The organism is Stutzerimonas stutzeri (assembly GCF_013522825.1).
GTDB lineage: Bacteria > Pseudomonadota > Gammaproteobacteria > Pseudomonadales > Pseudomonadaceae > Stutzerimonas > Stutzerimonas stutzeri_AK.
This window is the reverse complement of the sequence record NZ_JAAMQZ010000032.1, coordinates 1-26,598: the sequence shown is the minus strand read 5'-3', so window position 1 is coordinate 26,598 and position 26,598 is coordinate 1. Positions and strand designations below refer to the sequence as shown.

General features: G+C 60.1%; 23 protein-coding genes, 2 tRNA genes and 2 pseudogenes. 8 read left to right on the top strand and 19 right to left on the bottom strand.

The genetic code is table 11. The annotated features are described in order from the left end of the window. Nucleotides 1-272: 272 nt before the first annotated feature. The 11 genes and pseudogenes from G7020_RS17970 to leuC all read right to left on the bottom strand — a co-directional run bounded on the left by G7020_RS17970 (nt 273) and on the right by leuC (nt 12,458). Nucleotides 273-923, bottom strand: coding sequence for an SPOR domain-containing protein (locus tag G7020_RS17970; protein ID WP_181086509.1), 651 nt, complete (start codon nt 921-923; stop codon nt 273-275). Next, complete coding sequence (folC, locus tag G7020_RS17965; RefSeq protein WP_181086508.1) at nt 889-2,193, bottom strand: bifunctional tetrahydrofolate synthase/dihydrofolate synthase; 1,305 nt, start codon at nt 2,191-2,193, stop codon at nt 889-891. Before folC ends, G7020_RS17970 begins: the two co-directional genes overlap by 35 nt. Continuing rightward, nucleotides 2,190-3,083: an acetyl-CoA carboxylase, carboxyltransferase subunit beta gene (accD, locus tag G7020_RS17960; protein ID WP_181086507.1), complete on the bottom strand. Its 894-nt coding sequence runs from the start codon at nt 3,081-3,083 to the stop codon at nt 2,190-2,192. Before accD ends, folC begins: the two co-directional genes overlap by 4 nt. A 225-nt stretch (nt 3,084-3,308) precedes the next feature. Further along, nucleotides 3,309-3,932 (bottom strand): phosphoribosylanthranilate isomerase, encoded by a 624-nt coding sequence (locus G7020_RS17955; RefSeq protein WP_181086506.1) that lies wholly within the window; start codon nt 3,930-3,932, stop codon nt 3,309-3,311. A 76-nt stretch (nt 3,933-4,008) separates the two neighbouring features. Beyond that, nucleotides 4,009-4,869 carry a tRNA pseudouridine(38-40) synthase TruA gene (truA, locus tag G7020_RS17950; protein WP_181086505.1) on the bottom strand — a complete coding sequence of 287 codons (861 nt, stop codon included), beginning with the start codon at nt 4,867-4,869 and terminating at the stop codon, nt 4,009-4,011. 2 nt (nt 4,870-4,871) lie between these two features. Continuing rightward, the gene (locus G7020_RS17945; protein ID WP_181086504.1) at nt 4,872-7,625 is read right to left on the bottom strand and encodes a FimV family protein; all 2,754 of its coding nucleotides are present in this window, start codon (nt 7,623-7,625) and stop codon (nt 4,872-4,874) included. A gap of 131 nt (nt 7,626-7,756) precedes the next feature. Beyond that, nucleotides 7,757-7,852, bottom strand: a pseudogene (locus G7020_RS17940) (aspartate-semialdehyde dehydrogenase); the annotation flags it as partial. A gap of 138 nt (nt 7,853-7,990) precedes the next feature. Beyond that, the gene (gene asd, locus G7020_RS17935) at nt 7,991-9,103 is read right to left on the bottom strand and encodes an aspartate-semialdehyde dehydrogenase (protein WP_181086503.1); all 1,113 of its coding nucleotides are present in this window, start codon (nt 9,101-9,103) and stop codon (nt 7,991-7,993) included. Nucleotides 9,104-9,167: 64 nt separating this feature from the next. Continuing rightward, nucleotides 9,168-10,250: a 3-isopropylmalate dehydrogenase gene (gene leuB, locus G7020_RS17930; protein ID WP_181086502.1), complete on the bottom strand. Its 1,083-nt coding sequence runs from the start codon at nt 10,248-10,250 to the stop codon at nt 9,168-9,170. A 118-nt stretch (nt 10,251-10,368) separates the two neighbouring features. After that, the gene (gene leuD, locus G7020_RS17925; protein WP_181086501.1) at nt 10,369-11,019 is read right to left on the bottom strand and encodes a 3-isopropylmalate dehydratase small subunit; all 651 of its coding nucleotides are present in this window, start codon (nt 11,017-11,019) and stop codon (nt 10,369-10,371) included. 11 nt (nt 11,020-11,030) lie between these two features. Continuing rightward, nucleotides 11,031-12,458, bottom strand: a complete 1,428-nt coding sequence (gene leuC, locus G7020_RS17920) for a 3-isopropylmalate dehydratase large subunit (RefSeq protein WP_181086500.1) — start codon at nt 12,456-12,458, stop codon at nt 11,031-11,033. Between the two features lie 217 nt (nt 12,459-12,675). Between leuC and G7020_RS17915 the strand changes: the two genes are divergently transcribed. Both G7020_RS17915 and G7020_RS17910 read left to right on the top strand, forming a co-directional pair. Continuing rightward, nucleotides 12,676-13,587, top strand: a complete 912-nt coding sequence (locus G7020_RS17915) for a LysR family transcriptional regulator (RefSeq protein ID WP_181086499.1) — start codon at nt 12,676-12,678, stop codon at nt 13,585-13,587. 72 nt (nt 13,588-13,659) lie between these two features. Next, the gene (locus G7020_RS17910; RefSeq protein ID WP_181086498.1) at nt 13,660-16,566 is read left to right on the top strand and encodes an EAL domain-containing protein; all 2,907 of its coding nucleotides are present in this window, start codon (nt 13,660-13,662) and stop codon (nt 16,564-16,566) included. Between the two features lie 30 nt (nt 16,567-16,596). Here G7020_RS17910 and G7020_RS17905 read toward each other — a convergent pair whose 3' ends face one another. Then, nucleotides 16,597-17,046, bottom strand: coding sequence for an Hsp20 family protein (locus G7020_RS17905; RefSeq protein ID WP_181086497.1), 450 nt, complete (start codon nt 17,044-17,046; stop codon nt 16,597-16,599). A 115-nt stretch (nt 17,047-17,161) separates the two neighbouring features. Here G7020_RS17905 and G7020_RS17900 point away from each other — a divergent pair, with 115 nt between their 5' ends. Further along, nucleotides 17,162-17,908 carry an SDR family oxidoreductase gene (locus tag G7020_RS17900; RefSeq protein ID WP_181086496.1) on the top strand — a complete coding sequence of 249 codons (747 nt, stop codon included), beginning with the start codon at nt 17,162-17,164 and terminating at the stop codon, nt 17,906-17,908. An 82-nt stretch (nt 17,909-17,990) separates the two neighbouring features. Here G7020_RS17900 and G7020_RS17895 read toward each other — a convergent pair whose 3' ends face one another. Next, nucleotides 17,991-18,959 carry a tRNA dihydrouridine synthase gene (locus tag G7020_RS17895; protein ID WP_181086495.1) on the bottom strand — a complete coding sequence of 323 codons (969 nt, stop codon included), beginning with the start codon at nt 18,957-18,959 and terminating at the stop codon, nt 17,991-17,993. 68 nt (nt 18,960-19,027) lie between these two features. Further along, entirely contained in the window at nt 19,028-19,330 is a 303-nt protein-coding gene (locus G7020_RS17890; protein WP_181086494.1) for a hypothetical protein, read from the bottom strand. A gap of 198 nt (nt 19,331-19,528) precedes the next feature. On the opposite strand from G7020_RS17890, the gene G7020_RS17885 reads away from it, so the two are divergent. From G7020_RS17885 to G7020_RS17870, 4 genes are all read left to right on the top strand, one after another. After that, nucleotides 19,529-19,605: transfer RNA gene (locus tag G7020_RS17885), tRNA-Met, on the top strand. Between the two features lie 172 nt (nt 19,606-19,777). Beyond that, nucleotides 19,778-19,854 (top strand) — tRNA-Met (locus G7020_RS17880). 131 nt (nt 19,855-19,985) lie between these two features. Continuing rightward, a complete protein-coding gene (locus G7020_RS17875) occupies nt 19,986-20,390 on the top strand; it encodes an antitoxin Xre-like helix-turn-helix domain-containing protein (protein ID WP_181086493.1) in 405 nt (134 codons plus the stop codon). Further along, nucleotides 20,384-21,082: an RES family NAD+ phosphorylase gene (locus tag G7020_RS17870; protein WP_181086492.1), complete on the top strand. Its 699-nt coding sequence runs from the start codon at nt 20,384-20,386 to the stop codon at nt 21,080-21,082. Before G7020_RS17875 ends, G7020_RS17870 begins: the two co-directional genes overlap by 7 nt. Nucleotides 21,083-21,166: 84 nt before the next feature. On the opposite strand, the gene fliT is transcribed toward G7020_RS17870, so the two are convergent. The 5 genes from fliT to G7020_RS17845 form a co-directional block, all read right to left on the bottom strand. Further along, nucleotides 21,167-21,454 (bottom strand): flagellar protein FliT, encoded by a 288-nt coding sequence (gene fliT / locus G7020_RS17865; protein WP_181086491.1) that lies wholly within the window; start codon nt 21,452-21,454, stop codon nt 21,167-21,169. A gap of 66 nt (nt 21,455-21,520) precedes the next feature. Next, nucleotides 21,521-21,901 (bottom strand): flagellar export chaperone FliS, encoded by a 381-nt coding sequence (fliS, locus tag G7020_RS17860; RefSeq protein WP_181086490.1) that lies wholly within the window; start codon nt 21,899-21,901, stop codon nt 21,521-21,523. Nucleotides 21,902-22,575: 674 nt separating this feature from the next. Next, nucleotides 22,576-23,961 carry a flagellar filament capping protein FliD gene (gene fliD / locus G7020_RS17855; protein ID WP_181086489.1) on the bottom strand — a complete coding sequence of 462 codons (1,386 nt, stop codon included), beginning with the start codon at nt 23,959-23,961 and terminating at the stop codon, nt 22,576-22,578. A 66-nt stretch (nt 23,962-24,027) separates the two neighbouring features. Continuing rightward, nucleotides 24,028-24,441, bottom strand: coding sequence for a flagellar protein FlaG (locus tag G7020_RS17850; protein ID WP_423835666.1), 414 nt, complete (start codon nt 24,439-24,441; stop codon nt 24,028-24,030). A 35-nt stretch (nt 24,442-24,476) separates the two neighbouring features. Beyond that, nucleotides 24,477-25,658 (bottom strand): flagellin, encoded by a 1,182-nt coding sequence (locus G7020_RS17845; protein ID WP_181086488.1) that lies wholly within the window; start codon nt 25,656-25,658, stop codon nt 24,477-24,479. Nucleotides 25,659-26,143: 485 nt separating this feature from the next. Between G7020_RS17845 and G7020_RS17840 the strand changes: the two are divergent. Then, a pseudogene (locus G7020_RS17840) lies at nt 26,144-26,598 on the top strand (IS30-like element ISPsp7 family transposase); the annotation flags it as partial.

Below are 26,598 nucleotides of genomic sequence, written 5' to 3'. Positions count from 1 at the left end.
GTAATCCGACGTTGCGGGGCACAACCCGGCGAGTGACCTCGACTCCGCCCGTCGGGTCGATAAGGCGTGACCCGACCTACGACAACGCAGAGCCCGCTTTGGCTTTGTAGGTCGAATTAGCCGAAGGCGTAATCCGACGTTGCGGGGCACAACTCGGCGAATGACCTCGACTCTGCCCGTCGGGCCGGTGAAGAGTATCGATTCGCGGGCATGGCCCGCCCCTACAGAGGTGCACACTCACATGCCGACGCAGCCTTGAAAACAAGCGCTCTTCAGCCCTTTTCTGGCTCGAAGCGCACGACGAACCCATCCAGTTTCTGCTGGCGCTGCAGCACATCGCGCAATCGATTGGCTTCGGCGCGCTCGACCAGCGGGCCGACGAATACCCGGTTCATCCCACCTGCTGTGCGTATGTAGGCGTTATAGCCCTGGGAGCGCAGGGTGGTCTGCAGCTTTTCGGCATTCTCGCGGCTGGACAGGCTGGCCAGCTGCACCGACCAGCTGACTGGCAGATTGGCCGCATCCAGCCGCTGCTCCTGTGTCGCGGCAGCTGGCGGAGTACTCGGAGCCGGAGTGGCTTGCGGCTCGGCAGGCGCAACCGGCGGCTCGGCAAGGGTCGGAGCCGGCTCAATCGGGGCTGCCGGGGCTTCAACAGCCGCTACCGGCGCCTCTTCGATGATTTCAAACTCCTCCGGGAACGGCTCGCTCTCGGGTATCGGCACCTCGACTGGCTGCGGTTCGATAACCGGGGCTGCGGGCGTATCGGGCATCGCCGGAGCATCCATGCTCACCTGGGGACCGTCATCCTCACGATTGAGCAACATCGGCACGAAGATCACCGCCAGCGCCAACAGCACCAGCGCCCCCACGATACGTTGCAACAGCCCTTTATCCACCAATGCCCTGCCCTCGCTCCGTCGCATGCCGATCAAGCCAGTCCAGCGCTTCGGCCACGCAATAAAAAGACCCGAACAACAGTATTTCGTCCCCGGCAACCGCCCGGTCGCACTGCGCGTCGAGCGCCTCGCATACTGAGGAGTAGATAGTGACCGAGGCTCCGTGTTCCATCAATGCCTCACTCAATTGCGCACCAGAACGCGCACGTGGCGTGGACAGGGGCGCAACGGCCCAGTCATCGACGACAGGCAGCAATGGCCCGATCACGCCGTGCAGATCCTTGTCCGCCAGCAGGCCGAACACCGCAAGCCGCCGCCCGCCCAGTGGTTGTCTTTGCAGAGCGTGGGCCAGAAAGGTCGCTGCATGCGGGTTGTGCCCGACATCCAGCAGGATCGACAGCTCGCGGCCCCTGTGCTGAATCACCCGGCGATCGAGCCTGCCGACAACCCGCGTAGCAAGCAGCGCCGCAGCCAGCGAGCCCGGCTGCCAGGGCATGTCGAGCAGGGCAAAGGCCTGCAGCGCCAGCGCGGCATTTTCCAGGGGCAGATCGAGCAGAGGCAAGTCACGCAATTCCAGTGGCTGAGCGGAACGATCTCGGCCATGCCAATGCCAGCGATCCGTCTCGACCAGCAGATCGAAATCACGACCGCGCAGCAGCAAGGGTGCTTCCAGACGGGCCGCAGCGTCGATCAGGGTTGCAGGCGGTTCAAGGTCACCACACACGGCAGGCCTCGCCGAGCGGAAGATCCCAGCCTTCTCGAAACCGACGCTTTCGCGGCTGTCACCCAGCCAGTCAGCATGATCCAGGCCGATATTGGTCACCACCGCCACATCGGCATCGACCAGATTCACCGCATCGAGACGTCCGCCAAGGCCGACTTCCAGCACCACGGCATCCAGCCTCGCGCGCTCGAACAGCCAGAAGGCTGCCAGCGTGCCCATCTCGAAATAGGTCAGAGAGGTTTCGCCGCGCGCGGCCTCGACGGCGGCAAAAGCTTCGCAAAGCGCCTCATCGGCGGCTTCGGCGCCATTGATACGCACGCGTTCGTTATAGCGCAGCAGATGCGGCGAGCTGTAGAGACCGACGGTCTTGCCCTGCCCCGCCAGCATCTGCGCGATGAAGGCACAGGTCGAACCTTTGCCATTGGTACCGGTGACCGTCACGACGTGTGGCGCCGGCCTCGTCAGGCCAAGCCTTGTCGCCACCTCGCGGCAGCGATCGAGCCCCATGTCGATGGCCGTGGGATGCAGCTGCTCGAGATAGTCGAGCCAGTCCTGCAAACGCCGGGAGGTCATGCGTCAGCCGTTACCAGAGCCGGTTCGGCGATGGCCGGCAGCCGCTGCAACTGAGCGAGAAGACGGGACAGGCGAGCACGCAGCTCGGCACGCGGAATGATCAGGTCGATGGCGCCATGGTCGAGCAGGAACTCGCTGCGCTGGAAACCTTCCGGAAGTTTTTCACGCACGGTCTGCTCGATCACACGTGGGCCGGCAAAGCCGATCAGCGCCTTGGGCTCGGCCACGATGACATCGCCGAGCATCGCCAGACTGGCCGACACACCACCGTAAACAGGATCGGTGAGCACCGAAATGAACGGCAGGCCTTCCTCACGCATACGTGCCAGTACCGCCGAGGTCTTGGCCATCTGCATCAGGGAAATCAGTGCTTCCTGCATCCGCGCACCGCCGGAAGCCGAGAAACAGACCAGCGGACAGCGCTGCTCAAGGGCGACGTTCGCCGCACGCACGAAACGCTCACCGACGATGGCTCCCATGGAGCCGCCCATGAAGGAGAATTCGAAGGCACAGGCCACCACCGGGTTGTTCATCAGGGTGCCGCGCATGGCGATCAGCGCGTCCTTTTCTCCGGTCTGCTTCTGTGCAGCGGACAGACGATCCTTGTACTTCTTGCTGTCGCGGAATTTCAGGCGATCCACCGGCTCAAGGTCGGCGGCGATCTCTTCACGGCCTTCCTTGTCGAGAAAGATATCCAGGCGCGCGCGCGCATCGATACGCATGTGATGTTCGCACTTGGGGCAGACATCCAGGGTTTTCTCCAGTTCCGGGCGATACAGGACCGCCTCGCAGGATGGACACTTGTGCCACAGCCCCTCAGGTACCGAGCTCTTCTGCGTTTCCGAACGCATGATCGAAGGGATCAGCTTGTCTACCAGCCAGTTGCTCATGCTCTTATTCTCCACAGCTTGTCAGTCCCGCGCGTAATCACTGCACGCATCAGGCGGATTCATCATCGCGACCAGCCTCCAACCGGAGCTCACTGCGTCGCCTGGGCGATACGCCAGAAGGCGCTATCGCTGAAACTCGACCCCGCCGGACATGACGGGTATCAATCAAACAGAGGGATTCGCCAACCAGCGAATGGTAACTGGACGGCAAGGACTCCCTGCTCGTCACATACTGGCGCGAACCTGGCCAACAAATTCACGCACGCGGGCGGCATCCTTCACTCCCTTGCGCAACTCCACCCCACCACTGACATCCACCGCGAACGGGCGCACCCGCTCGATGGCCTGCTGCACATTCTGCGGGGTCAGCCCACCTGCAAGAATCAGTGGTTTGGGCAGATCGGCAGGCACCAGCGACCAGTCGAACATCTCGCCTGTCCCACCCGGAACGCCGGCAACGAAGGTATCCAGCAAAACCGCACGGGCTCCGGCATAACGCGCAGCCTCAGCGCGGATATCGTCACCAGCCCGAACCCGCAGCGCCTTGTACCAGGGCCGGTGAAAGCCCTCGCAATCGGCTGGCGTTTCATCACCGTGAAACTGAAGCACATCCAGCGCAACGGCATCGAGGGTTTCGTTGATTTCACAACGCGATGCGTTGACGAACAATCCGACGGTAGTCACAAAGGGAGGCAGCGCGGCGACGATTTCACGCGCCTGAGCGATACTCAGGGCTCGCGGGCTCCTGCTGTAGAACACCAGGCCGATGGCATCGGCACCGGCTTCGGCAGCCACAAGCGCGTCTGCAACGCTGGTGATTCCACATATCTTGCTACGGACGATAGGCAACGGCAGATACCTGCGAGAAAAGACCCCGGATGGTAACAAAAGCGTCGCCTGCTGCAAGTGGCATCATCAGCCGCTGTCAGCCGCGCACATCAGGCAGTCCCGACAAGAAATGCGGCCCCAGATAGCGGTCGGGCAACTCGAACTCCTCGGGATAATCCACCTGTACCAGATACAGCCCGTAGGGATGCGCCGTGACCCCGCCTGTACGCCTGATGCGTGTCTCCAGCACTTCCCGCGCCCATTCCACCGGGCGCTCGCCCGCGCCGATGGTCATCAGCACTCCGGCAAAATTGCGCACCATATGGTGCAGAAAAGCATTGGCCCGCACGTCGAGAACGATCAGCCGCCCGAACTCCAGCAATTCCAGATGGTGGATGGTCTTGATCGGCGACTTCGCCTGGCACTGGCGCGCACGGAATGCACTGAAGTCATGGGTACCGACGAACGCTCTGGACGCCTCGCGCATGCGCGCGACATCCAGCGGGCGATGGTTCCAGGTCACTTCTTCGGCCAGGTGCGCCGGCCTGATCTGGTCGTTGTAGATGACATAGCGATAGCGCCGGGCCATGGCGCTGAAGCGCGCATCGAAATGCTTCGGCATCTCCTTGGCCCAGGTCACACTGATGTCGCCGGGCAGGTTCATGTTCGCACCCATCACCCAAGCATGCATGGAGCGCGTCACCGGGGTATCGAAGTGCACGACCTGCGCGCAGGCATGCACCAGCGCATCGGTGCGCCCGGCGCAGCTCAGGGTGACCGGATGACCACCGGCAACCTTGCTCAGCGCATTTTCCAGTGACAGCTGGATGGAAGGCACACCATCGCGCTGGCGCTGAAAGCCACGATAGCGCGAGCCTTTGTATTCGACGCCCAGAGCGATTCTGGAAACGCCAGCGGCAGCCGAGGTGGCTGCCGCTTCAGGTACTGCTTCAGTCATGATCAGGCGAGTTTGGCGAGCATCTCGCGCGCCTCCTGTTGTTGTGTGTCGCTGCCCTCGGCCATCACCTCATCGAGGATATCGCGTGCGCCTTCGGCATCACCCATATCGATATAGGCGCGAGCCAGGTCCAGCTTGGTCGTGGTTTCGTCGGTTTCAGCGAAGAAGTCGAAATCATCGTCGCCCATTTCTTCGAGCGGCTCGCTCGCAGGCTCGTCAGCCAGATTCATCGGGGCCGGTTCGGCACTGACTTCCGGCTGGAGCGGCACTTCCAGATCGCGAGAGATATTCCCAAGTTCAGCCTCTATCTCGTCGAACTCGGAGACGAAAGTTTCTGACTGCGCATCTTCGCTCAACTCCTCTTCCAGAGAAAGATCGAACTCCTCGGGCATGCTCTGGGGCTGTTCAGGCTCGGGCAGATCGAAGTCAAGGGAGTCGACCGGCTCAGATACCACCGGAGCAGGCTCAGCAGCAACATCATCCAGATTGAAATCGCTGTCCGATGCAGCCGGCAGGTCTTCATCCAGCTCCAGCGAGAAGCTGGCCAGTTCGTCTGCAAGGGAAGCGTTACCGGCGGGACTGGAAAGCTCGTCCAGATCAAAGGAGAAATCGTCCGCAGCCTGCTCGTCTGCCGCAGTTTCAAGATTCAGCTCGTCAAAACTCAGTTCGTCCAGCGCATCTAGCCTCTCGTCGCGGGTCTCGGCCAGCGATGCAGCCGGCGCCGCAAAGTCATCGCTGAGCTCCAGATCATCCAGGCTCAGATCAAACGAATCATCGAGGTCCTGGCCTGCGGCTGGCGCAGGCTGATCAAGTTCAAGGTCATCCAGATTGAAGCTGTCGAAATCGGTATTGTCGGTCGCGGCTGCTGCCGCCACACCTGCCACTGCCGCGAAGCCCATCGCCGGGTAGCGGGCTTTCAGCTGATCGATACTTGCGGAAGAGCCACCGATATCACGCAACTCCGCTTCCTGCCGGGCGAACCCGTCACGATCACCAAGCTCTGCGTAGACTTCCATCAGTTTCAGACGCAGATCGCTACGCTGTGGCTCGTCGTTCAGTGCGTTCTGCAGCAAGTCGGCGGCCTGGTTGAAACGACCGTAGGCAATGTAGATATCCGCCTCGGCAATCGGGTCATTGGCCAGGCCGGCAATGGAGTCCATCGCATCATCAGCAGCAGGCACAGCACTCTGACCGGCAACTTCGTGATCAGCAACGGAAAGGGCCGGTTTGTCTACAAAAAGGTTATCCGGCTCACTTTCGACCAGCAGGCTCTCCTGAAGCTCGGCTTCCTTCATGGCGTTACGGCGCGACAGGGCCATCAAAGCGACCAGCAACAGCAGCAGGGCGCCTCCACCCAGAGCGGCAAGCAGCAAGGGGTTGGCCATCAGTTGCTGGAGATAACTGTCAGACGCTGGCTCTGCGGAGGGGCTGACAGGCGTGGCCGGGGCTGGTGTAGCGGCGGGTGCGGGCCTGGCGGCTGGCTCCGGCTCTGCCGCGGGAGGGGTAACGCCGGCCTCGGGCTCAGCTGCGGCTTCAGGCTCGGCTGCGCCGTCTGCCGAGGGCACTCCGGCCTCTTCGGAAGCATCGGGTACAGTATTTTCTGGCATGGCGGCTTCGGCACCGGGCTCGCCACCGCCGGCCAGCTGTGCCTGCAACTTGGCAAGCTGGTCGTCCTTGAGCTGCATGAGTCGTTGCAGTTTTTCCAGCTGGCCTTCGAGATCGTTCAAGCGATCCTTGAGATCAATATTCTCGCGACGGCTGGAGTCGAGGCTCTCTTCCGCACCTGCGAGCCGGTCTCGCAGTGCCCTGGCATCATCGGCGGTGCCGGTATCGCTGCCAGTAGTAGACCTGCCGGTTTCCGGCGCCACCAGGCGCAGACTGTCACCTGTCTCGCTGCGCGAAGGCGCGGCACCCGCTGCGCTGCGCTGCCTGGCATCGAGCTGACGTTCACTGCCAGCAGGCTGGGCACGCCCCTGACGCCAGCTGGCATTCTGCCGAGCGACCTGCTCGACAGCTTCCGCCTGGGAGCGATTGGCGATCTGCTCGGCACTGGGCAGGCGCAGCACCTGGCCATTCTTCATCCGGTTGATGTTGCCGCCAATGAAAGCGTCCGGGTTCAGGTCCTGGATGGCCAGCATGGCCTGATGGACCGTGCCGCCCTGCCGCGTGCGTTCGGCTATTTCCCAGAGCGTGTCATTCGGGGTGACCCGGTACTCATTGCCGGTTGGCGAAGAAGCCCCAGCAGATGAGCGGACCGGAGCTGGCTGAGACGCCGCCCGCGGCGCTGCAGTTGGCCGGGCAACCGGTGCAGCAGTAGGCAACTGGGGCGCGACAGCTGCAGCCGTTTCGGGTGAATAGAGCGGTGGATCCAGCAACAGCGTGTATTCGCGCAGCAGACGACCACTTGGCCAGAGGACCTCAACCAGGAAATTCAGATAGGGTTCGCGAACCGGCTTGGTCGATGAAACCCGGATGATATTCTTGCCATCCGGACGCAAAACAGGGGTAAAGGTCAGGTCGGTCAGGAAATACGGACGATCGATACCCGCCCGATTGAACTCCTCGACGGATGCCAGCCCCGGAATCACTTCGCCTGGGGCCAATGTTTTCGCATCCAGCAGCTCGATTTCAGCAACCAAGGGTTGGTTCAGCGCCGACTTCAGCGTGACCTCCCCCACTCCCAGCGCATATGCCATTTCGGATGTCAGTGCGGTAGCAGCCGCGATTGCCAGCACCAGATTGCGAACCCGAACCATTATGTAATCCCTTGTTTTGCTTTCTCGGACTTTCGAGAGGGGCCTTGTACTGCCAGAGACGGTCCCCGTCAGCGACAAGCCTGAACAGTATGTCAGCTAGAAAATTTCTTCGAATTTCCAGCAAGTATCTTTTACAGATAGTGTTTTATCAACAACTGCCCGGACCGCACGGCGTTGCCCGCTGCGCCTTTTGCCACGTTATCAGACACAATCCACAAATTGAGTTCACGCCCTGACAACCACTGGAAGGCATTGCCCCCTACGGGATGGCATTCTGCCCCAAGGTTGCAAAAAACTATCGACCGGCTTCACATAAAAAAAGCGCCATGGCAAAGCCAGGGCGCTTTTCTGTTAACCACTGTTTTTTATCGTTCCAGCAGAATGCGCAACATGCGGCGTAGCGGTTCGGCCGCTCCCCACAGCAATTGATCACCGACGGTGAAGGCACCCAGATAATGCGAACCCATGTTGAGCTTGCGCAGACGCCCTACCGGTACGCTCAGGGTACCGGTCACGGCAGTCGGGCTCAACTCCTGCATGCTGGTGTCCCGATGGTTCGAAACGAGCTTCACCCAGGGGTTGTGCTGGCTGATCATTCCCTCGATATCCGAGATCGGCACATCCTTGTTCAGCTTGATGGTCAGCGCCTGGCTGTGGCAGCGCATGGCGCCGATGCGTACGCAGATGCCATCGACCGGAATCGGGTTCTTGAAGCGTCCCAGAATCTTGTTGGTTTCAGCCTGCGCCTTCCACTCTTCACGGCTCTGGCCATTCGGCAGTTCCTTGTCGATGTAGGGAATCAGGCTGCCGGCCAGCGGCACGCCAAAATTGTCCACCGGGAAGGCTTCCGAGCGCTGGCACTCGGCAACCTTGCGGTCGATCTCCAGAATCGCACTGGCCGGATCGGCCAGTTCGTCGGCCACCGCCGCGTTGATACTGCCCATCTGCCGGATCAGCTCACGCATGTTCTGCGCACCGGCACCGGATGCGGCCTGATAGGTCATGGCGCTCATCCACTCGACCAGGCCATTCTCGAACAGACCACCCAACCCCATCAGCATCAGGCTGACGGTGCAGTTGCCACCGATATAATTGAGAGTACCGGCATCGAGCTGCTGGTCGATGACCTTGCGGTTGACCGGATCGAGCACGATTACCGCGTCATCCTGCATGCGCAGGGCGGAAGCCGCATCGATCCAGTAGCCTTTCCAGCCGGCTTCACGCAGCTTGGGGAAGACTTCATTGGTGTAGTCGCCCCCCTGACAGGTCAGGATAACGTCGAGGCCTTTCAGCTCTTCGATGCTGTAGGCATCCTTCAGCGGCGCGATGTCCTTGCCAATGGAAGGTCCCTGACCGCCCACGTTGGAAGTGGTAAAGAACACCGGCTCGATCAGGTCAAAATCCCGCTCTTCCAGCATCCGCTGCATGAGCACGGAACCGACCATGCCGCGCCAACCGATCAGACCTACACGTTTCATCGCAACTACACCTATATAAAAAGTGGCCCGCCCACTTCACAGACCGTCGAGGCGGGCCAAGAGATTACAACTTCGCGAGCGCCGCGACTACTGCATCGCCCATCGCCTGGGTACCGACCTTGGTGCAACCTTCGGACCAGATATCTCCGGTACGCAGACCCTGGTCGAGCACATCGCTGACTGCCCGCTCGATGGCGTCCGCTGCAGCCGCCTGACTGAAGCTGTAACGCAACATCATCGACACCGAGAGGATGGTCGCCAGCGGATTCGCGACGCCCTGACCGGCGATGTCCGGCGCCGAGCCGTGGCATGGCTCGTACATGCCCTTGTTGCTGGCATCCAGCGAAGCGGACGGCAGCATGCCGATGGAACCGGTAAGCATGGAAGCCTCATCCGAGAGGATGTCGCCGAACATGTTGTCGGTGACCATCACGTCGAACTGCTTGGGTGCACGGACCAGTTGCATGGCGGCGTTGTCCACGTACATGTGGCTCAGCTCCACCTCCGGGTAGTCCCGGGCGACTTCTTCGACCACCGCGCGCCACAACTGGCTGGACGCCAGCACGTTGGCCTTGTCCACCGAGCAGAGCTTCTTGTTACGCACCATGGCCATGTCGAAACCGACCTTGGCGATGCGCCGAACTTCGCTCTCGCTGTAGGGCAGCGTGTCGTAGGCCATGCGCTCGCCATTTTCCAACACTTTGCTCTCGCGCGGCTGACCGAAATAGATGCCGCCGGTCAGCTCACGCACGATGAGGATATCCAGGCCGGCAACGATCTCCGGCTTCAGGCTCGACGCTTCGGCCAATTGCGGATACAGCAGCGCCGGACGCAGGTTGCCGAACAGCCCCAGCTGCGATCGAATCTTCAGCAGGCCGCGCTCCGGGCGGATGGCCGGGTCGATAGTGTCCCATTTCGGGCCGCCGACAGCCCCCAGTAGAATGGCATCGGCGGCACGCGCACGCTCCAGGGTTTCGTCAGCCAGCGGCACGCCGTATTTGTCGATGGCCGCCCCGCCCAGCTCGTCATAGCTCAGTTCGAAATCGAGCTGGAACTTGTCGTTGGCCAGCTGCAGCACCTTGACCGCCTCGGCCATGATTTCCGGGCCGATACCGTCGCCGGGGAAGATCAGAATCTGTTTTGCCATATCGCTATCCGTCATCTCGATGAGTTATGTCGCTGGAGGCTGGAAGGCTGAACGAAAGAGCTGTCCGCGTTCTCGTCCAGCCTCCAGCCTTCAGCCCTAAAAGCCGAAGGCTTCGGCTTCACGCCTTGATTGCGCCGAACAGCCAGGGCTGGTTCTGACGGTGTTTTTCCTCGAACGCGCGGATCTCGTCGGCGTCCTGCAGGGTCAGGCCGATGTCGTCCAGACCGTTGAGCAGGCAGTGCTTGCGGAAGGCGTCGACCTCGAAGCCGTACTGCTTGCCGTCCGGGCGGGTCACGGTCTGGGCGGCGAGGTCAACGGTGAGCTGATAACCCTCGGTCGCCTCGGCCTGCTCGAACAGCTCATCCATCTCGGCTTCGGCGAGGATGATCGGCAGCAGACCGTTCTTGAAGCTGTTGTTGTAGAAAATATCGGCGAAGCTCGGCGCGATGATCGCGCGGAAGCCGTATTCATCCAGTGCCCAGGGCGCATGTTCACGCGACGAGCCGCAGCCGAAATTCTCACGTGCCAGCAGCACGCTGGCACCCTGGTAGCGCGGGAAGTTCAGCACGAACTCCTTGTTCACCGGGCGGTTGGAGCAGTCCTGATTCGGCTGGCCAACATCCAGATAGCGCCACTCGTCGAACAGGTTCGGACCGAAACCGGTGCGCTTGATGGATTTGAGAAACTGCTTGGGAATGATCTGGTCGGTATCGACATTGGCACGATCCAGCGGGCAGACCAGGCCGGTGTGTTGTGTGAATGCTTTCATGCTGTTGTTCCTCAGGCCTGGATCAGTTCGCGAACGTCGATGAAATGACCGGTCACCGCCGCAGCCGCGGCCATGGCCGGGCTGACCAGGTGGGTACGCCCGCCAGCGCCCTGACGGCCCTCGAAGTTGCGGTTGGACGTGGACGCACAATGTTCGCCACTGCCCAGTTTGTCCGGATTCATCGCCAGGCACATGGAGCAGCCCGGCTCGCGCCACTCGAAGCCGGCTTCGAGGAAAACCTTGTCCAGCCCTTCGGCTTCGGCCTGCTGCTTGACCAGGCCCGAGCCCGGTACCACCATCGCCTGCTTGACCGTGGCGGCTACCTTGCGCCCCTTGGCCACCTCGGCAGCCGCACGCAGATCCTCGATGCGCGAGTTGGTGCAGGAACCGATGAACACGCGGTCCAGCTGGATATCGGTGATCGGCTGGCTGGCGCGCAGGCCCATGTATTTCAGGGCGCGCTCGATGGAATCACGCTTGACCGGATCGGTTTCGGCAGCCGGGTCCGGCACCTGCTGATCGACGGCCAGAACCATTTCAGGGGACGTGCCCCAGCTGACCTGCGGCTTGATGTCCTCGGCCTTCAGTTCGATGACGGTGTCGAACACCGCGTCTTCGTCGGACACCAGATCCCTCCAGGCCTCGACCGCCTTTTGCCAGTCCGCGCCCTTGGGCGCATAAGGACGGCCTTCGACATAGGCGACGGTCTTCTCGTCACAGGCCACCATACCCACACGGGCGCCGGCCTCGATGGACATGTTGCAGATGGTCATGCGGCCTTCCATGGACAGCTCGCGGATGGCACTACCGGCGAACTCCAGAGCATGACCGTTGCCGCCAGCGGTGCCGATCTTGCCGATCACGGCGAGCACGATGTCCTTGGCAGTGACGCCGAATGGCAGTTTGCCTTCGACGCGCACCTGCATGTTCTTCATCTTCTTGGCCACCAGGCACTGGGTCGCGAGCACATGCTCGACTTCGGAAGTGCCGATGCCGTGCGCCAGCGCACCGAACGCGCCGTGGGTGGAGGTGTGCGAGTCACCGCAGACCACGGTCATGCCGGGCAGCGTTGCGCCCTGCTCCGGGCCGATCACGTGGACGATGCCCTGGCGCACGTCGTTCATCTTGAATTCGAGAATGCCGAACTCGTCGCAGTTCTCGTCCAGGGTCTGCACCTGAATACGCGAAACCTCATCGGCAATGGCTTCCAGGCCGCCCTGGCGCTCGCCCCTGGTGGTCGGGACGTTGTGGTCGGGGGTGGCGATGTTGGCGTCGATGCGCCACGGCTTGCGCCCGGCCAGACGCAACCCCTCGAACGCCTGCGGCGAAGTCACTTCATGGAGGATGTGACGATCGATATAGATCAGCGACGAACCATCGTCGCGCCGCTTCACTTCGTGCATTTCCCAGAGCTTGTCGTAGAGCGTTTTGCCGGCCATCGGACTTTCCTCATCTGCTTTTTTATGCGGGGCAAATAGCCCTTTCGCTTATGGGGTGATGCTATGGGTTTACACGCGATTACTCAAATTCATATTTTTTATCCGATGCATTCCATTAGGGAATCGGTATAGGCTTTGGGCGCAGAAGTCGTCGGATTACGCCTGCGGCTAATTCGACCTACAAATAGGCCGAGCAAGTGGGAGATATGAGGGAAACATGGACCTGGCCAACCTCAACGCCTTTATCGCCATCGCCGAAACCGGCAGCTTTTCCCTGGCCGGCGAGCGCCTGCACCTGACTCAGCCCGCCGTGAGCAAACGTCTTGCGGCCCTGGAATCCCAACTCGGCGTGCGCCTGTTCGATCGCCTGGGCCGGGAGATCGGCCTGACCGAAGCCGGGCGCGCCCTGCTGCCGCGCGCCTACCGGATTCTCAGCGTACTGGACGACACGCGGCGTGCCTTGACCAACCTCAACGGTGACGTCAGCGGTCGGCTGTGCCTGGCGACCAGCCATCACATCGGCCTGCATCGCCTGCCGCCCTTGCTGCGCACCTTCACCCGCGCCCATCCTGCAGTGACGCTGGACATTCGCTTTCTCGACTCGGAAATCGCCTACGAAGACGTGCTGCATGGCCGCGCCGAACTGGCGGTCATTACCCTAGCGCCACACACCGCACCACCGGTACGTGCGAGCCGGGTATGGGACGATCCGCTGGATTTCGTCGTGGCGCCCGAACATCCATTGGCGCGGATGCCCGAGGTCTCGCTTGCAGACGTGGCCAACCATCCAGCGGTTTTCCCGGGCGACAACACCTTTACCCACCATATCGCTCAACGACTTTTCGAGCGCGAAGAGCTGCAACCGAATATCACCATGAGCACCAATTATCTGGAGACCATCAAGATGATGGTCTCCATCGGCATCGCCTGGAGCGTGCTGCCGCGTACCATGCTGGACGAACAGGTGGTGCGCCTGTCTGTCCCCAGCGTGCAGCTTGAACGCCAGCTCGGCTACATCGTCCATACCGAACGAACCCTGTCCAATGCTGCCAGAGCATTCATGGCGTTGCTCGACTCTGAACGGGATGCTTGCATATTGCCATCATCTACGGCTAACGTCGCGCACTAGAATAAATATGGCGTATGGCCGCGCCGTAGCCGCCGGGATGCGTTGGTGCGGCACATCACGGAATCGTTACTCATGCCCCTCGACAAACGCTCGCCCCGCTCTTACCTCTGCACGACCGGATCAAGCGAGGCTTTTCAGAATACCGCTCACCTTGCCAGCGTACTCAATGGAGCCAATCTCGGTGTCTGGTCATGGGACCCGTATACCGGGTCGGTGTTGTGGTCTGAAGGCACCCAGAGGCTCTTCGGGTTTGGTGCCGAGCGGCAGATCCCCATCGACACCGAATATTCACACCTGGTAGCTGCGGAGGATCGCCCGATGGTCCGCGAGCGCTTTCGCATGGCGCTGAGCGAGCAGAACGCACATTTCATCATCCGTCACCGCATCCACTGGCCCGATGCCTCACAGCGCTGGCTGGAGCTGCGCGGGCAACGTCAGAGCAACGAAACTGGCCAGCCCATACTGGTCGGTGTAGTGCGCGACATCAGCGAAGAAATTCACCAGGCGCAAGAACTGGAAGACAGCCAGGAGCGCCTCAGCCTGGCGCTCAACTCGGTCGAACTGGGTACCTGGGACTGGCACATTCCCAGCGATACCCTCTATGCCTCAGCCCGCGCCTCCGAACTGCAGGGTGTTATCGAAGGCCCCTATCACGGGCCTTTCAGGGATTTTTTCGCCTGCATTCTTCCCGAAGACCGTCAGACCATGCGCCAGACCTATCGCGAGCTGCTGGCCGGTCAGCGCCGGGATTACCAGGTCATCTATCAGGCACAGCTGTGCGACGGTACGGTGCGCCACCTGGAGAGTATCGCCAAACTCTACTATGACGAGCACGGCGCGCCTCTGCGCATGGCCGGCATCGTCATGGACATCACCGAGCGGGTGTTGCGCGAACAGCAAGCGGCAGCCTCGGAAGCCAAGTTCGCGACCCTATTCCAGGGCAGCCCGGACGCCATCAGTCTGTCGCGCATTCGCGATGGCATTTTCCTTGAGGTCAACCCCAGCTTCACCCGGACCTTCGGCTGGCCAGCCAGCGAAATCATCGGGCTCGACGCGCCACAGATCGGTTTCTGGCAGGACGACGAGCAACGGCAGGTCCTCTACCAACAGCTCAGCCGCGACCAGCATCTGGACAACGTCGAGGCCCAGTTCCGCACCCGCGATGGGGCTGCCGTCACCTGTGTGGTATCCAGCCGCTTCATTCGCATCGAGCGGCGGCTCTGCATCATCACCACTTTTCGTGATATCACCACGCGGCAGCGGGCCGAGGCAGCGCTCAGGGCCAGCGAGACCAAATTCGCCAAGGCGTTTCATTCCAGCCCCGACGCCATCACCATCAGCGAGCGCAGCAGCGGGCGTTTCATCGAAGTCAACGAAGGCTTTCATCGCCTCACCGGCTACCGTCCGCACGAAGTCATCGGACGCACCGCCGCCGAACTCGCCATCTGGCCCGGCGAGCAGCGCCAGCAGATTCTCGAAGTGCTTGAGCGTGACGGTCGCGTATGCAACCAGGAAATACATGCCCAGGACCGTCATGGCCAGCTCAAGCACATCGAGGTATCGGTAGAAGTCATCGAGCTCAACGGCACCGAATGCATCCTGCTGACGGCACGTGACACCAGCCAACTGAAGGCCGCCCACGCGCAGATTCATCACCTGGCCTATCACGACCCACTGACCAACCTTCCCAACCGTGCGCTGCTCATGGATCGCCTGGTGCAGCAGATCGCACTGCACAAACGCCACAGCCTGCGCGGCGCACTGCTGTTCCTCGATCTCGATCATTTCAAGCACATCAACGATTCGCTCGGCCATCCGGTTGGCGATGCAGTGCTGAAGACCATTACCGCACGCCTCCAAACCAGCATTCGCCAGGAAGATACCGTTGCCCGCCTCGGTGGCGACGAATTCGTGATTCTACTGACTGGCCTCAGCGGTAAACGCGCAGAAATCACTCGCTACGTACGCGAGGTCGCCGAAAAGCTGCGAAAACTGCTGGCCGACCCCATGGTCTGCGAGGGCAACCGGCTGCAGGTCACGCCCAGCATCGGCATCGCCCTGATTCCTGATCACGGCGAGACGCCGGCTGACCTGCTCAAACGAGCCGATATCGCGCTGTATCGGGCCAAGGATGCCGGGCGCAACGCCATTCAACTGTTCCAGAGCACCATGCAGGAAGCCGCCAGCACCCGTCTGCAGCTGGAAGGAGAACTGCGCCTGGCGCTGCTGCACAACGAGTTCGAGCTGTACCTGCAACCACAGGTCGATTCGCGCTCAGGAACGATCATCGGAGCCGAGGCACTGTTGCGCTGGCAGCATCCCGAGCAGGGTCTGCGCTCACCTGCGCATTTCATCGATGTGCTGGAAGACAGCGGCCTGATCATCGAGGTCGGCGCCTGGGTCATCGGCGAAGTCTGTCGGATGACGGCCTCGCTATTGGCGTCTGGTCTGGTCCGCGCCGATGCGTTCAGCCTGTGCATCAACATCAGCCCGCGCCAGTTCCGACAGAACGACTTCGTTGAACGTATTCTCGCAGCAATCAATGAAACCGCCTTGCCGGTGCAGATGATCAAACTGGAAATCACCGAAGGCATCGTCATCGAGAATCTGGACGACACCATCGTCAAGATGCATCGCCTGCGCAGGCACGGCGTGAGCTTTGCCATGGACGACTTCGGCACGGGCTATTCCTCCCTTACCTACCTCAAACGGCTGCCGGTTGATTTGCTGAAGATCGACCAATCCTTCGTGCGTGACGCACTGGACGATGGCAACGACGCCGAGATCATCCGTGCCATTGTAAGCATGGCCAAAAGCCTGGGGCTGGAAGTGATTGCCGAAGGCGTCGAGCAGCAGGGGCAACTGGACCTGTTGCAATTGCAGGACTGCCATCTGTATCAAGGCTATCTGTTCAGCCACCCGCTGCCATACACACAATTCGCGGAGTTGCTGCGTACGCAGTCAGACATTCAAAACTGAAAGGGCGTCTTGCGACGCCCTTTCGACAGTTCAGCCTTCGAGCGCAGGACGCTTGCCAGCGGCGCTGATCGGAATGCGCTTGGGCTTGGCCTCTTCCGGCACGATGCGTTCGAGGTCGATGCTCAGCAGGCCATTGTCGAGCGCTGCGCCTTTGACTTCTATGTGATCGGCCAGGCGGAACGACAGCTTGAAGGCTCGCTGGGCGATGCCCTGGTGCAGATAGGTGACATTTTCCGCACCGCTCTCACGCTTGCCGCCACTGATGGTAAGCACGCCCCGCTCGACCTGCAGGTCCAGATCGGACTCCTGAAAGCCTGCAGCTGCTACGATGATGCGGTACTGGTCGTCACCGTGCTTCTCCACGTTGTAGGGCGGGAATGAGCTGTTCGCATCGTTGCGCAGGGCAGACTCGAACAGATCGTTGAAACGATCAAAGCCGATGGATTGGCGAAACAGTGGAGCCATGGAAAAACTGGTCATTTTGCGATCTCCTGATATTCAGCGAGTGGTTGCCACAGAACCCGAATTCGGCATCCTGTGTTGCCCTAGATAGGAACTGCTCGGTTCATTTCAAGACCGTTCGTCGGAGCTTTTTATGCCCAGAGTCATGCTGATCACAGGTGCCAGCCGCGGGATTGGCGCCGCCACTGCCAGGCGCGCTGCCGCTGAAGGTTATGCGCTGTGCCTGAACTTCCATCATCGCCAGGATGCCGCACAGCAATTGCTCGAAGAGCTGAAAAGCACCGGCGCACACGCCATCGCGGTAGCCGCCGACGTGGCGGACGAAGCTCAGGTCATCCGGCTCTTCGCCACCCTGGACGCCGAATTCGGCAGGCTCGACGTCCTGGTCAACAACGCCGGCATGCTGGAGCGTCAGATGCGCCTGGACGAAATAGACGCCGCACGCCTGGCGCGTGTCTTCGCCGTCAACGTCACCGGCAGTTTTCTCTGCGCCCGTGAAGCGGTCAAGCGCATGTCCAGCCGGCATGGCGGCAACGGCGGCACCATCGTCAATGTGTCCTCCATCGCCGCCAGGCTTGGCGCACCCAACGAATACATCGACTACGCCGCTGCCAAAGGCGCCATCGACAGCATGACCCTGGGCCTGGCCAAGGAAGTCGCCACCGAGGGCATCCGCGTCAATGCCGTGCGACCGGGGGTCATCGACACCGACATTCACGCCAGCGGTGGCGAACCGGGCCGCGTTGCGCGCGTCAGCACCAGCGTGCCCATGGGTCGCGGTGGCAGCGCTGAAGAAGTGGCCGAAGCGATTCTCTGGCTGGCCAGCGAAAAGGCCAGCTACACCAGTGGAGCATTGCTGGATGTCAGCGGTGGGCGCTAAGTGATTCCGAAGGCAGACTTAGGCAGGGCTCGCAGGGCCGAACTTGTTCGGCCTTCGCCTCTGCGGTCGAATGAATTCAACCCTACGGGTAATGCCCCACAGGACTCTCCTCCAGCCCCAGCAGCCGGTCGATTCGCTCGCAATCGCTCTCGCGGCGCAACTGATCGAACAGCGCAACGGCCTGCGGATAACTGCGCGTCAACATGGAAACCCATTGCTTCAACCGGCCCGGCGCATAGCGCGGGGACATCTTGCGCCGCGCCTGCAGCCAGAAATCGGCCAGTAAAGGCTGAAGGCAGGTCCAGCTCATGGGCTCGACTTCCAAACCCTTTCTGGCGGCGTTGATCTGTCGCGCCAGATCAGGCCGACAGACCAGCCCGCGCCCCAGCATGATGTCCTCCACGCCGCTCACTTCCCGGCAACGCCGCCAGTCATCCAGCGACCAGATATCGCCATTGGCGAACACCGGCACCGCAACCACCTCCTGCACCTTCGCCACCCACTCCCAGTGCGCCGGCGGCTTGTAGCCATCGGTCTTGGTGCGCGCATGCACCACCAGTTGCTCGGCGCCCCCGGCAACCAGGGCACGCGCGCAATCCAGTGCACCGTCCGGGCTGTCGAAACCCAGGCGCATCTTGGCCGTAACCGGAATATCCGCCGGCACGGCCCGCCGCACTTCGCGCAGGATCGCATGCAACAGCTCGGGCTCGTTGAGCAACACGGCGCCACCACGGGACTTGTTCACCGTTCTGGCCGGGCAGCCGAAATTGAGATCGATAGCCGGGGCGCCAAGGCTGCATGCGCGCGCCGCATTATCGGCAACGCAGGCCGGATCGGAGCCCAGCAACTGTACCCGCACTGGCGTACCGGCGCGTGTTCGCGCACCGCTATCGAGTTCCGCTGCCAGCTTGCGAAAGCTTGAGTTCGGCAACAGCCGATCCGACACGCGGATAAACTCGGTTACGCACCAGTCCACACCGCCCACACGGGTCAGCACGTCGCGCAGGATCTCATCAACCAGCCCCTCCATGGGCGCCAGGGCAATCTGCATGGGTCACGATGCTCGCCGAAAAAGAGCGGCATTGTACGGGGTCTGCCTGTGCGATTGAATTCATCCGCTCAGTCATCGCCCAATCTCGGGCGACGACGATGTTCCATATCCGTCTCATTACCACCATGGCCCGTCTCGGCCTTGGGGTCAGGATTCTGCGCATCGATCCATTTAGGCTTCTGTCTGTCAGGGGCATCTGCATCCCTGGAAGATTCGGCGGGATAACCGATACCGTCCCCCATCCCCATCGAACCATTGCCTGCCCCACGGTCGACCGGTCCAGTATTCTGCGCCACAGACTCCTGAGCGCTTATCCCCATGGCCGCAAGCATCGCTGCACAGCCAAACGTACATACAAGAAAGCGTCGCATGAGCACACCTCCACCATTCACCTGAATGCTTAGGCAAGCAAACGGCCAGCAAGTGCGCCACGCACCAGATCGGATTGATCGGCGCAGCACTTTGCCGTAACGAAGGCTCGGCAATCATCCAAGCATTTGATGGCTAAATACTTTTCCAAACATAAACCGTGACAACAGTTCGGAAAGCTGTAGAATGCCGGCCACAGACGCGGGATGGAGCAGTCTGGTAGCTCGTCGGGCTCATAACCCGAAGGTCGTCGGTTCAAATCCGGCTCCCGCAACCAAATACGAAAGGCCACTCAGAAATGAGTGGCCTTTTGCATTTCGGGGTGCGCCAGGTCGAACAATGCACCTGCATCCCGACTGAACGCTAAGCTTAAGCGCCTGAAAAGAAACGCTTTCCGGCGAAAGTGAGTTGACAGAAGCACGGCAGCCTGTAAAATGCCGGCCCACAGACGCGGGATGGAGCAGTCTGGTAGCTCGTCGGGCTCATAACCCGAAGGTCGTCGGTTCAAATCCGGCTCCCGCAACCAAATACGAAAGGCCACTCAGAAATGGGTGGCCTTTTTTATTGGGCAATGAATACTCTAGAGCACCCCGGCAATTGATCTATAGACTCATTTAATATACTTTCGAGTCTACAGAGCATTACCAAGGGGCAGCCATGACAACAGCCATTCAAGCTCTCGACTTTTCAAAAGAGCAATGTGTTGCCGGCCTGCGTGCAGCACTGCATATCCTGGACAAATGGACCGCCTCGTCCGAGCAGGCCTGCCGGATCCTGCGTATTTCACGCAGCACCTACACCCGCGCCAGGCAACGGGATTCCGAGTGGTCCGTCGGACTGGACGCCGACCAACTGCAGCGCATCAGCATGGTGTTGAATATCCATGCAGCGCTTCGCCTCATTTTCGATAATCCCGAAAATGTCTATGGTTTCCCTTCGATGGAAAACCACAATGAATTCTTCAATGGGCGCACGCCGCTGGACATCATGGCTCAGGGCGACATGATCTCCCTGTACGAAACGTTCAGGCGGATCGACGCCCTGAGGAGCGCTCAATGGTGACTCTTGGCAGCCTCGCCGTTTCAAGCGGCGAGAGCCTGCAGGCTTACCGCCTGGTCAACTCCAGGTTTCCGCCCATTGCCTTGTTCGATGATGTCGCTGATGCCAGGGACTTCGACGCGATATACCAGCTGCAGGCAATCACGAACCCAAGGCTGCAGAACGAAATTGGCCGACTGGAGCTGGTTGCTCGCGACGAAATCCCTTTCGACATTCCTGGCTGCTCCTATGCAACAGCCCCTTTCACCCACGTAAACCCGGACGGGTCACGCTTCAGCGATGGTAGCTTCGGCATACTTTATCTGGCCGACAGGATGGACACCGCGATTGCCGAGGTGCGTCATCATCAAGGGCGCTACTGGTCGAAGGTGCAGGGGCTGAATTACGAGCGATTTACCTTCAGAGGCCTGAGCTGCAGCTTTAGCGATGCCCGGATGAGAGACGCCACGGTGATACCGCTGACCGATCCGGTATACGCCCCGGATGACTACAGTCACTCTCGACGACTGGGGCACGAAACAAAACGGGAAGGATGCCCTGGCTTGCGCTACAACTCGGTCCGCTCTCCAGGCAACGTCTGCTGGGCTCTGATGACCCCAAGGCCTGTGACATCGATGATTCAGACCGCCCATTACGAGATGATCTGGAGCGGCCAAATCATCAGTGTCAATCAAATCACGACACTGACCCTGTAGACCTTCATCTCTCTGAAGCCGGCATAGCTGTCGGATTACGCCTACGGCTAATCCGAGCTACAGGGACGATAGTTTCGGCAGCCTTCAGCCAAGGCTCTCGTATGCCCGATTGACCTGCTTTGACTGATTGAGCCTGGTCAGATCAGCGGCGATTCTTTCACGCTCTTCCCGAGCTGCGTGCTGCAGCTCGGCATAGAGTTTCGACAGGGCCTCGACCTGCTCGCGCAGTGCAGGGTCGCCATTGTCACCTACTTCGCCAACCAGCTCGCGGCATTGCACATCCAGCGCGCCTATCGCTTCCCAGTCCCGCTGAGCCAGCGCTTCACGCAAATCTGCCTGGAGCGCTTCAAGTGACTGAATAATAGGTTGCATACGTGCCTTCCGAGAGTCCAACAGTTGACGATGCGCTCGTCATTAACAGGTCGCTGATATCCAGCCCTATTGGGCAATACCGTCCCAGCCGGCTTTGACTTCACGCAACAACCCGGCTACCTCATCGAGAATTGTCGAATCGTTTTTCAGGTTCGCTTCGAGCAAGCGAGCAGTCATGTAAGCGTAGAGGTTATCCAGATTAGCCGCCACTTCGCCGCCCGCCTCCTGGTTCAGGGCCTCACGCAGCCCTCCAACGATATCCACTGCTTTGCCGATCAGTGTGCCCTTCAGCGCCACATCGCCCCGCTCCATCGCACCACGCGCCTGGGCAAGACGAGTAAGGCCACCCTCCATCAACATCTGAATGAGACGGTGCGGGCTCGCATCCACAAGCTGCGCATTGGTATTGACCGATTGATACTGCTTCATGGCTGCCATTGCATACATGGGAATTGCGCTCCATTTGTGGCGGGAATAACCCTTTATCGGCATGCCTCACCGTAGCTTTAACGGGGCGGTCAATAAAGTTCCGGAGCAGGTTTCACGCTACAGACATGCTGGGCTCTTGCCTTCGTGGGAGCGGGCCATGCCCGCGAAGTGATTCCGTATCGAAGTATGGGCTTTTGTTCGCGAGCATGGCTCGCTCCTACAAAACGCGTAGGGTGGATGTCGCTTTTTACATCCACCGCGACTCCGCCTCGGTGGATCGGTAAAGCGTGATCCACCCTACCGGGCTACAAAAACCAATTCCCCGGATTACGCCTTCGGCTAATCCAGGCTACGAGTCTCTCACACAGGATCGGTATACACGTGGCCTTCGTGGGAGAGGCCTTGGCCGCGAACGGAACCACACCGATGCTTCGGGCACCGCTTCGCAGACAAGTTCGTCCAACTCCCGACGAGCCTCGTAGGGCCGAACTTGTTCGGCCTTCTCGAAACCGTGGCCGAATGAATTCGGCCCTACAGAAAACCCGAAGATTGCGCGGCGACAGCAAAAAGCCCAAAGCACCCAAGTGGCCTCCGCTTGCACAGGATGTGCGGTGCGCGCAGGGCTCCGTGGGAACAGGCCAGCTCGCGCCTACAAGGGCAAGAGCGGCGCTACGCCTTACGGTCGAGAGCGCTTATTTACTGCTCTTCTTGACCACGCCTGGCAGGCTGGAAAGAGTAGATTCCAACCAACTGCTGGTATTGGAAAGCTGCGCGACCATGCTGTCCATGGCGTTGAATTGGGAATAGAGACGAGCAGTCATCGACTCGATCCGCAGCGTCAGCTTCTCGCGCTGGGCAGCGATATCGGATTTGGTTGCCTCCAGGCCGGAAACCCGCTGCGCCAGAATACCCCCGGTCTGATTGAAACCATCGACCCGATTATTCAGACGGCTCATCAACCCTGCTTCACCGGTAAAGAAGCTCCCGACGGCATCGAAATTATTCTCGAGCGCAGTCTTCAACTTCTTGTCATCGATCGCCAGCGTACCATCCTTCTGGGTGGTGATGCCGAGATCGGACAAAATCCGCACGCCGCCATTCTCCCCTCCAACCGAAATCAGCTCGTTCTGGATGCCGGAAAGTATGCTGCGAACGCTGGAGTCACCCACCAGCCCCCCAGTCGACGGTATACCGTCCTCACCGATCTTGGTCACCCTGGTCAGCGAGTTGGTTGTCTTGATCAGATTGTTGTAGGCATCGACGAACTTCTTGATGTTGGCGGTCACACCATCCTTGTCCTGTGCAACCGTGACCTTAATCGTCTTTTTATCATCCGCCGCAACCAGATTCAGCGTCACGTCGGGAATGGCGTTTTCAATCTTGTTGGCCGCGCTTTGCATCGCCAAACCGTCAATGCTGAATTTGGCGTTCTGCGCGCGCTCCAGCACATGAGCCGACCCTTCAGATGTATCAATGTCCAGTTCTTCCAGCCCTTCGCTGGCGCTGATGGAAACGTCCTTGCCCACCCCCGTATTGGTGGAAGACATCACCAGACGCGTCTCCCCCGAACTGGGATCGGTCAGCAGATTGGCGGTAACGCCCGAATCCTTGAGCGCCGCATTCAGCGCATCCTTCACTTGCGTCAGCGAAGCACCTTCGCCGATTGCAACATCAATGCCTTGTCCGTCACCCACCTTGACCGTCAAAGTGCCGGCGGCGGACGTTTCGAAATCACTGGCCAGCGCGGAAGTAGCCGTTTTGCTACCTGTGGCCAACTGTTCGATCTTGACATTGTAGGTGCCCGACTGGGCAGTCTTGCTGGCCGTAGCGGTCAGCAGATCGGTATTGGACGATTTGGCGGAACGGTTCTCGAACAGTTTGATGTCGTTCAGATCCTTGAGCGCCGTCTGGAAGCTGCTCAAGGCCGTACGCAGCGTACCCAATGCGGAAATCTTGGTGGTGTTGGCAGTCTCCAGGCGGGCCAACTGCGCCTCTTTTGGCGCCTTCTCCGCTGCAACCAAAGCACCGACCATCGCATCGATGTCCATGCCTGAGCCAATACCTGTGATACCTGCCATTTCCATCACCTCGTCATAGGGTTGACGCTTGAAAGCCAAAGCCCAGCAACAGCAAGAATCGCGCCGCTACGCTTGGGCCTTGAACAACAGACTGCGTGCCTCTTCCAGGTTTTCGGCCAGACGCAGCGCTTCTTCAGTGGGAATTTGCCGCACCACCTCGCCCGTAGAACGATCCGTCACCTTGACGACCATCTTGCCACTGGAATCATCCAGATCGAAATTCAGATCACGGCGAATGGTCTGTACGAAATCCTTGATGCTCGCAACGGCTTCACCAAGCGATTCGACGCTAACCGCCTGCTGCTGTTCGGCTGAAGCAGCATTACCGGCAACCGCGGAATCGCTCTGCCTGCCCGTAACACCTCGCGGCGCCTCCTGCTGCCCCTGCGCCTGGGCCGTTTGGGTCGGCAGCCGGGTTGAAATCGCAATATCCATTTTTATCACCTCGCAACGGCAAAACGGGAGGAAGCGCTCAAGCACTTCCTCCCGCAGTTATTGCAGACCTACCTGTTCGCTTACTGCAGGAGGCTGAGCACCGCCTGCGGCAGCTGGTTGGCCTGGGCCAGAATCGCCGTACCGGCCTGCTGCAGGATCTGGTTCTTGCTCAGCGCAGCAGTTTCAGCGGCGTAGTCGGTATCCTGGATACGACCTTTTGCTGCCGAGACGTTTTCGCCGATGTTCTGCAGGTTGGCAATGGTGTTCTCGAAGCGGTTCTGCACCGCACCGAGCTCGGCACGCTGTGAGTCGATGGACTTGATCGCCTCGTCGATCGCCAATACGGCAATCTGAGCCCCCTGAGCAGTCGTCAGATTGATTTCCTTTATCGTAGTCTGAGTACCGCCAACCGGGTCAGTCGCGGTACCCGCTGTAACCGTTGCAGCTCCGGTAGTGGTAACGGTCACACCGCTTACTGCTGCTTGAGTAGCATCTGCATCGCTGCCTTTGGAGACAATAGTTATCTCGCCAGCATCACTGACGAAAGCACCCACGCCCGAGTTGGTATCGTTGATTGCCGCAGCAATCTTCTGATTGACGTCTTTGGCAGTATCACCGGCCTTCAAATTGGCATCTACACTATACGTTTTACCGTTGACCGAGAACCCTACCGTGACTGAACCACTTGCAGCCAGTTTCCCGCCTGTATCGCTAATCGTCGCAGCTTCGAGCGTCGTTTCGAAGTGCGTGGCCTCAAGCGATTTGGAACTCATCTCGCCGATGGATACACTGATCATCTCGTTGGCAGCCGCACCGACCTGGAAGCTGGCAGTTCCGAAGTCGCCATTGAGCAACTGACGACCACCGAAGGTAGTGGTATTGCTGATACGATCCAGCTCTTTTTTCAGCTGGGTGACTTCGTCATTCAGAGCGGTACGCTCGGAATCACTGTTAGAACCGTTTGCAGCCTGCAGTGACAGATCACGCATACGCTGCAGGATATTGGTCGACTGCTGCAGAGCACCTTCAGCAGTTTGCGCCATGGAGATGCCGTCGTTGGAGTTCTTCACCGCAACGTTCAGACCACTGATCTGGCTGCCCAGACGGTTGGCAATCTGCAGGCCGGCGGCATCGTCCTTGGCGCTATTGATGCGGCTACCAGTGGACAGGCGCTGCATGGTGGTCTGCAGGGAGTTGGCGGAGTTGCTGAGGTTGCGCTGAGTGTTCAGGGAAGCAACGTTAGTATTGACGGTCAAAGCCATGATATGTGTCCTCCATCGGACCTAGCTTGTTTGCCTGAGTGTGCGACCTTGGGGAGGGAACTTACCCAGGCACCCATAAAGTTCGCATTCAATCTCTATTTCGGCGCTGACCTCGAAAGCTTTAGGGGAGTGGCGAGAAAAATTTTCCTGCTCGCTTGACTTCCCCATGACTGCCGGCCATGCATACAGCATTTCGGCAGGCATGCAGAAAACCTGAGCCAAATCGTAAGCAAGCCCGTAGGTCGAGTCACGCTTCACCGACCCGACGAGCAGGGCCACGTCAAAACGTCGGATCGTGCCTGCGGATTGTCGGATTACGCCTTCGGCTCATTCAACCTACCAATGACCCCATCTGGAGCGGCGCAGACTTTGTTGGAAGTCGCAGGACGACACCCGGAGCCCCTCAGGGAGCTGATCCAGGCTTAGACCGGGCGGCGGCAAAAACTGAGTGCAACACCTGACCTTTCCGGTACGGTGCTGCCCCTATGTCTTATACCGAACTCAGCGTTGAAGAGCGCGCCACCATTCAAATCGGTCGTACCCAAGGCTTCAGCCTGCGCAGGATTGCCTGCTTGATCAACCGATCCCCTTCGACCATCAGCCGTGAGCTGCGCCGTAACCGAGGTGCTTGGGGTGGCTACTCGGCCCGCCTGGCCCAGCAGCAAATGCAGGCCCGCCGCCAGGTTTGTCGACCGATGCGAAAACTGTTGCCGGGTAGCGAGCGCTTCGAATTGGTGACCCATATGCTGCGTGAGCATTTGTCTCCCGAGCAGATTGCCGGCAAGCTGCGCAGCATGAACATACCCAACCTGCGAGATGCCTACGTCTGTCGCGAGACGATCTACAACGCGATCTATGCCCTGCCAGTGGGTGAGCTGCGTAAGGAGCTGATCATCTGTCTGCGCCAAGGCAAGACGACGCGCCGGCCGCGCTCTGGTGG